The following is a 13,547-nucleotide window of genomic DNA, read 5'->3' on the forward strand; positions in this document are numbered from 1 at the left end:
TCATTAAAGCAAGGTTAGGCATACTATGAAAATTGAAAATAAAAGAGTCAACACAGCATTAAATTTTGACAATTGTTTTATAAGCAATAGTCAATATAAGAATAATGTTGATCTTAGGAAAATTAAAATTTTTAACAACGAAAGATTAGTTTTTTTAGTTAATGATGATTCTAAAACCTTTTTTGAAGGCAATTTTTGAAAAATATTAAATGACAATCCTAACCAAATGGTTTCTTGTTTTTTGCCTAATGTAAAGTCGAATTATTCATATAAATATGTTAGAGGCAAGAAAGCTTTATCGGGGGTTAATTACTTTAGCATATCAAAAGCTTTAGCTGCTTTTACAAACATTCCTTCATTTTTAAAGTTTGTGACTTTATCAAAAAAGCAGTATGTAAGTGATAGCATTCTTGATTTAATTATTAAGACATTAAAGAAATATGAATATATAGTTAAAGGCAATATTTTTGACCTATTTAAGTCTAAAATAGGCTTATTTTACTCAGCATTAGTTGAAATTGAAAGATGACAAAATTATTACACTGACTTAATAAAAAAGACTCTAAAAGTAAAAGATTATGATAATGCCAACAAACTTTTAGAAAAATATAGAGATGAATATGAAAAAGGTATTTATGAAATACTAAGCCATGTTTCGGAAGCCGGAACCACATTTTTAGAAAAATTTATATTTTTAAGTGATGCTATTGAAAACAATGTTGACTATCTGGGTGATAGTGAGCTAACCTTGTTGCAAAATCAGTATAACTTTATGAAAAAGCTTAGCAATCCAACTATGATTGATGTTAAAAAAGAGCTTATTATTAGAGACAATGCTAATGGTATAAAAATATTGCACAAACTAGCAGCTGAATTAAAAGCTAATGCTAATGAAGAATTAAGATATTTATGTGATAAGTATAATCATATGAGCAATATTGATATGCTTAAAGCTAGCAAGTATCCTAAAAACTCATTGCACTATCAATTTTTAATTAGAAAAGCCCATGCGGAAAAATACATTTACAAAAGCTTAAAATCTAGGAAAAGCAAGCTTTTATATTTAGATTCTGCTGAGATTCAAAAATTAATTAATAAATTTAAAACAGAGCTCAAGATTTTTATTGATAACAGCATCATAAATCATAGCAGTTTGCCTAAATTTGATAACCCTTACAAAATTTATCAAGAAATTGAAGACAACTTTGACTTCAATTTAGATTTTTATATCGAATTATCAAGCAATAGAGAAAAAGACATTAAGAAAAATATTGTTAATAATTTAAAAATTATCAAGGACACAAAGGATAAATTTTATAAAGTAAAGGACAACTTTAAGTTTGACCAAATTAAAAATGATTTAAAAAACAGAATTGAACAATTAAGCGGCGAAATTGACTGAAGACTGGGTATAATTAAAAACACTTTTAATTTAACAACTAAAAACAGCAAAAAATTCTTTATTGATGTTAAAAAGGTATCTGACAAATTTGTCAAAATAACTGCCAACATGAAAAAGATAGGGTCAGTATGAAACTATCTTCGTTTAGGCATTGTTTATCATTCAGAAATTAAGAATGAGCAATTTGCAACTTTTGCTCAAAATTTAAACAACCTTAAAAAGTTTCACTTGTCTTTTGCTAATGTTTTTAACAAAATTTTAGCACTTAAATCTATCTTATTTGACAAACGTTTTTTTGATAAAAAAACCATAAATAGTTTTTACTTATTTGTCCATTTTATAGACATATTCGAAAAATCATCGATTCATATTTCTAACCTTGTTAAGTCAGCTGATAAGATATCATATACTAACAAAATTAAGCTCTCATTTATTAGCGAATTATTAAGTAAGCCTCGATTAGTAATAATTGAAGATGATCCAAGTATTGATGATATTAATTTAAAACTGGAGCTTATTAGAGTTATTGATGAATTATCAAAACTAAATAACAATAGTTTTATGTTTATCACAAATGATAAGAGAGTACTAAAATCACCTTCATTTGATTTTGCTTTTATGATTGCAAGTAATAAAGATGTTGAACATGGTAGTGTAAAAGAAATATTAGAAAGGCCGTTTAACCCTATAATCAAGGCAAATTTGCAAAATAATAAAAGTGATGAATCATTCGAAATTAATGATGATGAGTTCATGTTTAGCGAAGAGATTAAAGTTGGCAAGAACCACTATATTGTTTCATCATTTAGTGAGTATAAAACCTGAGTCGTTTCGGAAAGCGAGAGTGCAAATGCTCAAGATGAAAATACATTGGAACTTAAAATAGATGAATTAAATTCAGCATTCTTAGACCTTGAAAACATCATTGTAGACATAAAAAAAGGTGAAGGAGAAATTCAAAATAGTTCAACGGTAAAGCTTTATGAGCAGTACAAAAAATATTTAGAACACAAAAATAACACAAGCGAAACTTTGTTAACAAAAAGAAAAAAATAGCAAAATTGTCACTTTTTTGGCCATATTTTTCACTTTTTATAATTTGATAAAAACTAAACAAATATTTAAACTAAGCAATTATGGTATAATTTTTTTTGTTTTATATAAGAAACTTAGAGCCAATTTCCTACAATAATTTCTTAAGGAGTTATCTATGGATGTAATTGATAAATCATATACTCCTTCAAAGTTTGAAAAAGCTGTATCAAAAAAGTGAGTAGATAAAAAGATTTTTAGTAAACATGATTTGACTAAAAAGCCTTTTTCATTGCTTTTGCCGCCACCAAATGTAACAGGTGCTCTTCACATTGGTCATGCATTAGATCAGCATATTCAAGACACTATTTTAAGGTTTAAAAAATTAGAAGGCTATGACACATTTTATATAGCTGGAATGGATCATGCTGGTATTGCCACTCAAAGCAAAGTTGAAAGAATTTTGATGGAAACTGAAGGGGTTAATAAACATACTTTAGGTAGAGAAAAATTCCTTGAAAGAATTTGAGAATGAAAAGAAGAATATGCTAATAAATTCAGAAAGCAATGACATCTTTTAGGCATTGGACTTGATTTTGAAAGAGAGCGTTTTACTTTAGATAAATTGTCCAATGATGCTGTAAATAAGGTGTTTATAGAACTTTATAACAGGGGATTAATATATAAAGATACTAAAGCAGTCAACTGAGATCCTGTTTTAAAAACGGCTTTATCTAACATTGAAGTTATTAATAAGCCTACTGAGCAAATAATGTACTACATTAGGTACAAAATTAAAAATAGCAGTGATTTTTTGACTATAGCAACTGTTAGATTAGAAACCTTGCTTAGTGATGTTGCAGCAGTTTTCAACCCTAGTGATGAGCGCTACAAGCATTTAGAAAATCAATATGTAATTCATCCTTTAACTAACGAAGCAATTCCTATTATTAAGGATGAATATGTTGACAAAAAATTTGCTTCTGGATTAATGAAATTATCCGCTCATGCTGAAGTAGATATTGATATTATCAAAAAACATAATTTGCAAATAAGAGAAACAATCAATAAGGACGGCAAAATTGACTGCCCTAGCAGCATATTTCACGATTTAACTAGAGAACAAGCTAGAGAGCAAATATCTAAATATTTAAAAGAGAACAATTTAATTGTTAAAGAAGAAAAAACAGTTTCTAATGTTGGTTATTCTGAACGAAGCAATGCGCCAGTTGAAACATTAGTTATGCCACAGTGATTTGTTAAAATGGACACTTTAGCTAAAAACGTCACTGAGCACTTAAAATCAGATGATCAAGTCAAGTTTTATCCTAAACGCTTTATTAAAACAGTTAACAACTGACTTAAAAATATCCATGACTGAACTATAAGCAGACAGTTATGATGAGGACATAGAATTCCAGCTTGATATAAGGATAATGAAATAAAAGTTCAAGTTGATTCGCCTGGAGAAGGATGAGTTCAAGATTCTGATGTGCTTGATACTTGGTTTAGTAGCGGCATAGCTCCATTTTCATTTTTAGGGTGACCAGCAAGTGATGAATTACTTAAAAGATATTATCCAACTAGTTTATTAGTTACAGGCTATGACATTATTTTCTTTTGAGTAGTTAGAATGTACTTTTTTGGTTTAGAATTCACCGGTAAAAAGCCGTTTGAGACTGTTTTACTGCATGGTTTGGTTCGTGATGAGCAAAATCGTAAGATGTCTAAATCGCTTAACAATGGTGTTGATCCATCTAAGATAATTGAAGAATATGGCTCAGATGCACTAAGATTTTTCCTAGTTACAAATTCAACTCCGGGGCTTGATACAAGATTTTCACTTGAAAAAGTAAGAGTTGCTTGAGGATTATGCAATAAATTATGAAATATAGCTCGCTATATTGATATGCTTGATGATGATTCTAACTTTAAACCTAGTGCTGCTGATATTTGAATTAATAATAAACTTAAGCATTTGCAAAATAAAATCACTAAAGCAATGAATAGGTATGAGTTAACAGTAGCAGGAACTGAATTATCAAACTTTATTTACAATGATTTTTCATCTTGGTATATTGAATTACTAAGAATATATCCAAACAAAAAATATGCACTAGAAAACCTAAGAAAGTTGCTTATTATTACCCATCCATTTTTACCTTTTGTAACTGATTATTTATACCAAAGTATCTATAAAACAGAATTATTGGACGAACAGTTTCCTGTATTAAAATTAAGCCGCTCAATGAAAGTGAAAGAGATTGACTTAATAATTAATGTAGTTAAAATCCTAAGAAGATTCAGAGAAGAAAAGTCAATTAGCAAAAAGGAAATAATTAATTATTGAGTTAGTGAAAATCTTTCGGAAGAGTCAAAAAGCGCGATAAATCGTATGACTAATGGCTGCTTAAAGGAAAATGACAACATTCTTTTTACTGATGGCAAGTTAAAAGTGTGAATAGAAGAAAATGAGACTCTTAAAAAAGATCGTTTAATAGATTTAAATAAAAAAATTGAGCAAGTTAAATTTGAAATTGAACGTGCACAAAAAATGCTAAGCAATCCAAATTTTATTAATAAGGCTCCAAAAGATAAAATAGCTTTAGAACAAGAAAAATTACAAAAGTATCAAAAACAATTAGCAGAGTATGAAAAGGAGGTGTAATTGTGACAATATTAAATGGAAAAATAATTGCTGAAGAGAGAACTGTTGAATTAAAAAAAGAGTTTGAAGAAATTACCAAATTAATTGGTAGACAGCCTGTTTTGTCAATTATCCAAGTTGGCGATAACCCTGCTTCTTCGCTTTATATTAAAAATAAAATCAAAAAAGCCGAAGAATTAGGTGTTAAAGCAACGCTTTATAAATTTGACGAAGATATTAGTCAAAATTCATTGCTTAAAAAGCTTGATGTTTTAAATGAAGAATCTGATGGCATCATTGTGCAATTACCATTGCCTGAGCATATTTCTCCTAAAGTTATAATGAACGGCATACGTTTAGAAAAAGATGTAGATGGCTTATGTGAAAAAAGCACATTCAATTTTTATAATGATAAATATGATGAATTAAGCTTTACTCCAGCTACAGCTGCTGCAATCATTGATTTAATTAACTACTATAAAATAGACTTAAACGGCAAAAAAGCTGCTGTCATTGGACGTAGTTATTTAGTTGGTAAGCCTACAGCATTTTTGCTTAAAAAATTAGGTGCCATGGTTTCAACATACAATAAAAACACTGGAATTAATGGTGTTGAATCAGCTGATTTATTAGTTTCTGCAGCAGGCCAACCTGATTTAGTTAAAAAAGAAAACATTAAAGATGGCGCTTGATTAATTGATGCTGGCACAACTATGATTGAAAGAGAAGGCAAAAAATGTTTTGTTGGCGATGCGTCATTAACTCCTGAAGAGTATCAATTATTAGAAGGCTATACACCAACACCAGGTGGGATCGGCCCACTTACTGTTATTTGATTGTTTAAAAACTTAGCTAAGGCCATTAAATACGAGTTTCAAATTTAAGAAATTGAATTCTAGCAATAGGTTCATTTTTTTATATAATAAAAGCATTATTTTATAGACATAATTAATGATTATTAATTATTCCAAGGAGCATTAAAAATGGATTTTGAAAAACGCCTAAAAGGCATAGTAAACACACTTCCAAAAACTAAAATATTACTTATTGATGGTAGTGACAATAGAAGCATTGAGGCTGCAAACAAATTAGCTGAATTTAGCAATCTAGAAATTACATTATTAGTTGAAAACGATGAAAAAATTGAAACTAAAGCTAATGTTGTAAACATGAACAAAGATGCCAATAAATTAGAGTTATTGGCTCAAAAGTATGTTGAATTACGTAAAGGAAAAGAAGACATTGAAGCTGCTAGAAAAGCACTAAGCACACGTCCTTTTTATGCAATGATGCTTTTAGCAACAGGTGAAATTGATGGCGTTGTTGGTGGCCTAAATTACTCAACAGCAGACATTTTAAGAGCTGCTTTTAAAGCAATTGGCCCTAAACCAGGAATCAAAACTATTTCATCAGTTATGATTATGCATAAAGAAGAAAAACTTTACTTCTTTAGTGACATTTCAGTAAATCCTAAACCTGATTTAAATGGATTAGTTGATATAGCAAGTAATGCTGCTGAGTTTGCTAAAACATTTATTGATGAACCAAAAGTAGCCTTTTTAAGCTTTTCAACAAGTTGATCAGCAGTTACACCTGAAACTAAATTAGTTGCTGATGCTACAGTTGAATTTAACAAAGTATACCAAGGCACTAAAGCAATTGGTGAAGTTCAATTAGATGCTGCTGTTAATGAAGGCGTAAGAAAAAGCAAATACAAGGGAGAAACTTTTGCTGGCGAAGCTAATGTGTTAGTTTTCCCTGATTTAGGAGCTGGAAATATTGGTTATAAAATTGCTCAAAGATTTGGCGGTTTTGGTGCTGTTGGACCAATTATTACAGGTGTTAAAAAACCAGTTAATGACTTATCACGTGGAAGCTTAACTGACGATGTTGTTAATACAGTTTTAATTACAGCAATTCAAGCAAACAACAAGGAGTAGTATATGAATAATAAAGTTTTAGTTATTAATGCTGGAAGTAGCTCAATCAAACTTCAGTTATTAGATAAAGAAAAGTTAAACGTTATAGCTAGCGGACTAGCTGAAAGAATTGGCGAAAGCGGCAATGGTAATATTGCAATTAAGTTCAATGGCCAAAAATTTGAAAAAAGCGTGAAGTTAGATGACCATGCCAAAGCAGTTGAATACATTTTGGAAATTTTTGAAGAAAACAAAATTATTACTGATCCAAAGGAAATCGAACTTATTGGTTTTAGAGTTGTGCAAGGTGGCGAATATTTCAATAGCTCTGTAAAATTGGGTGATAAGGAAATCGAGCTTATTGATGAAGTTAAAATGTATGCTCCATTACACAACCCTGGTGCATTACAAGCTATTAGAGCATTCAAAAAAGTTATGCCACACGCAAAGCTTTCAGCAGACTTTGATACAGCATTTCACACAAGCATTCCTGCTCTTTATGCAACATACCCAATTCCATATGAAATAAGTGAAAAATTAAAAATCAAGCGTTATGGCGCACATGGTATTAGCCATGAATACATCACACTTAAGGTGCAAGAATTATTAAACAAAGAAAAAGTTAATATTATTAATTTACACATTGGTAATGGAGCTTCTTTATGTGCCATTAAAGAAAGTAAGTCAATTGATACAACAATGGGTCTTACTCCATTAGCTGGAATTATGATGGGTTCTCGTTCAGGTGATATTGATCCTTCTATTCACCAATTTGTTATGAAAAATATGAATCTTTCAATTGATGAATTTACTGATATTTTAAATAAAAAATCAGGTATGCTAGGTGTTTCAGGTATTTCAAATGACCTTAGAGACATTTTAGCTGCTATGGAAAAAGGTGACAAGAGAGCTCAATTTGCATTTGACTTATACTGCCAAAAAATAGTTGATTTCGTCGCAAATTATGCTAACAAATTAGAAAACAAAATAGATACTATTGTTTTCACAGCTGGTGTTGGAGAAAACACACCTGAATTAAGAGAACAAGTTGTAAACAGCTTACATTTTACTAACATTAAGTTAGACAAAAATAAAAACTTTGGCAAAATTGGTGAATACGAATTAATTTCAACACCTGATTCAGATGTTAAAGTTTATGTTATAAGAACAAATGAAGAATTATTAATTGCAAAACACGCAATTGAGTTATATAAATAAGAATTTTATGAAAAGCGCAATTTATCCTGGTTCATTTGATTCAATGCACGAAGGTCACATTGCTATTGTCAAAAAAGCTTTGAAAATTTTTGACAAGCTTTTTGTTATTGTTTCAGTTAACCCAGATAAAGAAAGCGTTAGCGATATTGATAAAAGATTTGTTGAAGCTAAAGAAAAGCTAAAAGAATTTAAAAATGTTGAAGTTTTAATTAACAAAGATGGCTTAATCGCTGAGATAGCTAAAAAATTAGGTGCAAATTTCCTTGTGCGCTCTGCTAGAAATAATATCGACTTTCAATATGAGCTAGTTTTAGCAGCGGGTCACAATAGTATGAATAAAGATTTAGAAACTATTTTGATAATGCCTGATTATGACATGATTGAGTATTCATCCACAGTCATAAGACATAAAAATAAGTTGGGAAAATAATGTGAAAATTTGTTAAATCTGCCTTAAAAAAAGAAACATGAGTAAAGTGCGAAGACTGCATTCAAATTTGTTTTTGAGGACGCTCCAATGTAGGCAAAAGCTCCCTGCTTAATGCTTTAGTTAATCAAAAAATATCTTATGTTTCTAAACAACCAGGAAGAACGCAGTTTATAAATTATTTTCAAGAAGAAAATCGTTTTATAGTCGATTTACCTGGCTATGGCTATGCGCAATTATCAAAAGAAAAAATTGAGGAAATGAACTATTGAATAAGTGCTTTTTTAAAAGACGATAAGTGCACAAAAGTTATGTTTCTATTAATTGACTCGCGTACTGGCATAACAAAAATTGACTTAGAAAAATTAGCATTTTTAAAGGCAATTAATTTACCAATTCACCTGATTTATACTAAGATTGATAAATTAAACCAAAAAGAAAAATCTGCTTTAGTTAAAAAGCATAATGAATATTTAGACTCTAATTTACTTAATGAATCAACTAACTCATTTTTAGTTTCAAGCACTAATAAAATAGGATTAGATGACTTAGTATTATTTATTGAAGAGAATATTTTTAAAAAATAAGTTAAATAACTTATGAAAGGCTACCATGGATAAATTTAAAAAGAAAGTGTTGCTCTCTTCTATTGGATTTGGAATAGCTGCAGGCGCACTAATTGGAACTGCAATAACACTGCATTATGTTAAAAAAGCAAATTCTAATGAAACAGAAGCTGTTTTAAATAGAGCAAGACATTTAGAGTTAAAAGTAAATCCAAATCATAAAGACTTCGATATTTCATCTAGATATGCTAGCGAATTTGCCTATATCTCATTTTTTGGTTATGCAAAAAATGATAGTGAAGAGCCTACATTAAAAACTGATAAAGAATATTGAAAAGAGTTAGAGTCTAAGAAATTTAGTAAAAATAAAATTCCTTTTACACTTTTTAATAAAAGCGTCAACTATACATTAGAAGATTTAGCTAACGAACACTTTATTTATTATCACTCTTATGCTAATGACTACGATGGCACTTTGTATTTAAGAGTTTACTTCGAGAAAAAGCCTTCAAAAGATTCATCAGCTGTTTCTAGTGCTGATGAATATAATAGTAGAAAAGCTAACTGAAAATGAGTTGATTATAAATTAAGCGGCTTTAAGAAAGTTAACATTGATAAAAATCAAAATGAATTATTGCAAAATTATTCAGACTATAAGCATGGCCTTAGAGTTAGCTCAAAATTAAAAAACAAGCTACTTAAAAAAGAGATTAACTCTTTTGATGAAGTTACAGATGCTCAAGGTAAAGACTTTACCAAATTGCCTATGAAAAAGCAAGATTCAGCTGAATTGATTGATAAAGCGCACAAGATTTTTTCTGATTTATTAGACTATAATCACACAGTGCAAAGCATCGATGATAAAAACCCACTTAAATTTAGCATTGATAGCAAAAAACCTATTTATATAACTAAAAATAAAGACAATGACTATAGCATTCATTACAGTCTTTTTACATATGTTCCAAATGCTCAGTTTAGTGATGAAGGACAATTAAACAGTGCTAAAAAAGTTGAGATTTCAAAAGAATTTGTTTCTAAATTACAAATTAAACATGCTGAATTAACAACTGCTTTAGGCAATATTGAAATAAAAGATTTAGCTGGTGATAATAAATTATTAAAAGATATTATCCCTTCAAGCTTAAAATACAACACATCAACTACCGCACCAAATAATAACTATCACAACACAACAAATGGCTACATTGAATTAGTAGATTTAGGTTGGAAAAATGAGACCCCTCAAGACACCAAAAACAAATTTTCATCAGGCGAGTACACTGTTTCATATCACAAAATTAGCGAAAATGATGGTGTAATTAAAGAGTTTAGTGAACTTAAGGAATATTTTGGCCAAGGAAAAAATAAAGATGAATATTCGCCATTTGTTAATTTAGACGATTCTAAAGGCGAAGCACTAATTGCAGTTAAAATAACTGCTAAATTAGAAAACGGATACAATGAGAGTATAATTGGCACCGTGAAGCTATCAGGCTTAAAAAATAGCTCCTCAACATCAAACAATTCTTAATATTGAAGGCACAAATGTGCTTTTTTTTATTTGGATAATAACAATTAATGCTAAAACAAAATAAAAATAAAAAACAAATCTCAAATATAAGTAAAATTAAAATAGATATAAATATAACTAAAGTTATATTAATAAAGGAATAAATATGAATTTAACAGACAAAAGAAGTAAATTAGTTGCTACTATTGGCCCTTCTAGTGATAACTATAATACAATGCGCTCCTTAATTGAAGCGGGTGCTACCTGTATTAGAGTTAACTTTAGTCATGGAAGCCATGAAGAGCATTTAAATAAGTTTAAAATAGCTAAAAAAATATCTGAAGATATGCACTTGCCTGTTTCGCTAATTTTGGACACTAAAGGTCCAGAAATTAGAGTTGGAAAAATGAAGGGTGGTGCCCAATTTATTCCAGCTAATACTGAAATTAAAATTCATACAACAGAAGCTAAATACAAAGAATTAGAAGGCGATGCAAAAGAATTATCAGTTTCATATGACATGTCTAAAGACCTAAATGATGGAGACTATGTTCTTTTTGATGATGGCAAGCTTTCTGCAGTTGTAACTAAGGTTGCTAAAGGCATTGTTGTAGTTAAAACTCTTAATTCTCATAATTTAAAAACAAATAAAAGAATTAATCTTCCTGGAGTTGATTTTAGCTTGCCATTTTTATCTGAAAAAGACATTAATGATGTTAAATTTGGAATTTCACAAGGGGTTAATTATATAGCTGCTTCATTTGTAAATTCAGCTAAAAACGTTAATGATTTAAGAAAGCTATTAATTGATAATAATGCAAGCCATATTCAAATAATTTCTAAAATTGAAAGCCACTTAGGAATTGATAATATTGATGAAATTATAGAAGCGTCAGACGGAATCATGGTAGCTAGAGGAGACTTAGGTTTAGAAATCCCTTATTATGATGTGCCATATTTTGAAAAGTTAATGGTTCGTAAATGTCGTGAAGCTGGCAAGCCAGTTATTATAGCTACACAAATGCTTGATTCAATGGAAACCAATCCGCATCCAACTAGAGCAGAAGTTACTGATGTTTATTATGCAATTGAATTAGGCTCTGATGCTACTATGCTTTCGGGCGAAACAGCTTCTGGTGCTCATCCTTTAGAAGCTGTTATTACAATGTCAAATATTAATAAGCGTGCTGAAAATGAATTTTATGATAACACCTACTATGATGTGCAGCTTGAAGAAGTTAGAAGGAAATCTAACTTAAAAGAAAACAAAAGAGCTAGAATTGCATATGAAGTGGCTAATAGAGCCCGTTATGGCGATTATAAATTTGCTGTTGTTTTATCAAGAACAGGCCAATTATTAAAAGAAGTAGCAAAATTTAGACCAAATACTATCATCATTGGAATATTAAAAGATGCTAATATGATAGGGGAATTTGGTATAACTTCTAGTGTGTGAACTTCGTTAGATTCAATAGAATACTTTGACTTAATTAAAGAAAACAGTGATAAAGCATTAGAAATATTAATGCCATATGGCATAAACAAAGGCGATAGAATTATTGTTGTAGAAAACGAAAGCATTGTTGAAAAACAATATAATTAGCCAAAAAAGCCTATAAAACAGATTTAAAAAGCAAACTGTGTGTTTGCTTTTTATTTGCCTCTTTTATTAGGCAAAAGAGCCGCTAAATCTAATTGTTTGAGAGTTATCCTTAACATCTATATAGATGGGTTTGGTAACCGATGGGCGATCATCTGGCTTGCTTTTTGAAGAGAGTGAAATTAAATGAGCATATTTTTTAAATTCATCATGCTTTTTAATATGCTCAATAACTTCTTTAAATGTTGGCACATTAATAACAACTAATTTTACTCTTGGTCATAATGCTCTAAGTGCATCTCAGGCTTCTTGAGCAGTAACAGGATTATTTTGCTGTTCATGTTTTTCAGCAATACTATCTATCTCAAGCTTAGCAGCATCAAATTGATTTTTAACTTTTGATAAAGAACCTGATAATTCTTGTTTTACTTTTGTGTCAAAAGAATTTAAATCTTTTTCTAACTTATCGATTTCTTTCTTTGATTCAGTCATTATTTTTTGAGCAGCTGGAAAAGCATTCTTGAACTTGTCATTATCAACTTTTGAATTTGCGTCTGTACCTGTTACAGTTGATTTAACACTTTCATGTGCCTTAGTAATATTTGAGCTTACTTCTTTTACTTTTGTTTCAAATTGTAATTTGGTTTTTGCATCAGTTGTTGTCTCTTCATTTTTAGAATTTTTAACACTAAAAGTAACAACTACTTCGCCCGAGTATGATGCATTTTTATCTTTTGCTTTAATTACAGCTTTATTTTCTTTTTCACTTATTTCAATGGACAATTCAGTTAAATTTAGTTCACTGTTCTTTGCAATTAAAGCACTTTTAATGTTTTCAATATCTTTTTTAGCCAACTCACCTAAATCAGTAATTTTAATTACTGAGTCTAATTTATTCTCTTTAGGATTTTTGCCGTCATTGTGACTATTATTATTGCTCTTATTGTTGCATCCAGCCATTATTAATGGGATAGGCGGTATGAAAGCAACAATAGCAAACGCCATAAATTTAAATTTTTTCATATCACACCTCAATTATTTAATAAAAAAATTATAAAAAAATCCACATATTACCAGCTAAAAAATGAAAATAATTCCATATATCATATGCATAAATTTAGCCATCTTGAACACAGTAAAATACAGCTTACATATATATAAACTTTTAAATTTTAGGTTTCTTAATGTCACTGCTTTAAATGAAAAGTTAAGCAATATTATTA

Annotated in this window: 10 protein-coding genes; 9 read left to right on the forward strand and 1 reads right to left on the reverse strand. The window is 29.6% G+C overall.

Features of this window, described 5'->3' with window-relative positions:
* The first annotated feature begins 25 nt into the window (after nt 1-25).
* From MAG_RS00695 to pyk, 9 genes are all read left to right on the forward strand, one after another.
* A complete protein-coding gene (locus tag MAG_RS00695; protein WP_011949316.1) occupies nt 26-2,458 on the forward strand; it encodes an MAG1360 family OppF-related protein in 2,433 nt (810 codons plus the stop codon).
* Nucleotides 2,459-2,612: 154 nt separating this feature from the next.
* A complete protein-coding gene (locus tag MAG_RS00700) occupies nt 2,613-5,102 on the forward strand; it encodes a valine--tRNA ligase (protein WP_011949317.1) in 2,490 nt (829 codons plus the stop codon).
* Nucleotides 5,103-5,104: 2 nt separating this feature from the next.
* Nucleotides 5,105-5,965 carry a bifunctional 5,10-methylenetetrahydrofolate dehydrogenase/5,10-methenyltetrahydrofolate cyclohydrolase gene (locus MAG_RS00705; protein WP_011949318.1) on the forward strand — a complete coding sequence of 287 codons (861 nt, stop codon included), beginning with the start codon at nt 5,105-5,107 and terminating at the stop codon, nt 5,963-5,965.
* 99 nt (nt 5,966-6,064) lie between these two features.
* Complete coding sequence (locus MAG_RS00710) at nt 6,065-7,021, forward strand: phosphate acetyltransferase (RefSeq protein WP_011949319.1); 957 nt, start codon at nt 6,065-6,067, stop codon at nt 7,019-7,021.
* 3 nt (nt 7,022-7,024) lie between these two features.
* Entirely contained in the window at nt 7,025-8,218 is a 1,194-nt protein-coding gene (locus tag MAG_RS00715) for an acetate/propionate family kinase (protein WP_011949320.1), read from the forward strand.
* 7 nt (nt 8,219-8,225) lie between these two features.
* Nucleotides 8,226-8,648 (forward strand): pantetheine-phosphate adenylyltransferase, encoded by a 423-nt coding sequence (gene coaD / locus MAG_RS00720; protein WP_011949321.1) that lies wholly within the window; start codon nt 8,226-8,228, stop codon nt 8,646-8,648.
* Nucleotides 8,648-9,232, forward strand: a complete 585-nt coding sequence (yihA, locus tag MAG_RS00725; protein ID WP_011949322.1) for a ribosome biogenesis GTP-binding protein YihA/YsxC — start codon at nt 8,648-8,650, stop codon at nt 9,230-9,232. The genes coaD and yihA overlap by 1 nt, the downstream gene beginning before the upstream one ends.
* A gap of 25 nt (nt 9,233-9,257) precedes the next feature.
* Entirely contained in the window at nt 9,258-10,745 is a 1,488-nt protein-coding gene (locus tag MAG_RS00730; protein ID WP_011949323.1) for an MAG1430 family protein, read from the forward strand.
* Between the two features lie 145 nt (nt 10,746-10,890).
* Complete coding sequence (pyk, locus tag MAG_RS00735; protein ID WP_011949324.1) at nt 10,891-12,327, forward strand: pyruvate kinase; 1,437 nt, start codon at nt 10,891-10,893, stop codon at nt 12,325-12,327.
* Nucleotides 12,328-12,393: 66 nt separating this feature from the next.
* On the opposite strand, the gene MAG_RS00740 is transcribed toward pyk, so the two are convergent.
* A complete protein-coding gene (locus tag MAG_RS00740; RefSeq protein WP_011949325.1) occupies nt 12,394-13,347 on the reverse strand; it encodes an MAG1450 family lipoprotein in 954 nt (317 codons plus the stop codon).
* Nucleotides 13,348-13,547 lie beyond the last annotated feature (200 nt).

Origin of the sequence: Mycoplasmopsis agalactiae PG2, assembly GCF_000063605.1 — a bacterium.
Lineage (GTDB): Bacteria > Bacillota_I > Bacilli_A > Mycoplasmatales > Metamycoplasmataceae > Mycoplasmopsis > Mycoplasmopsis agalactiae.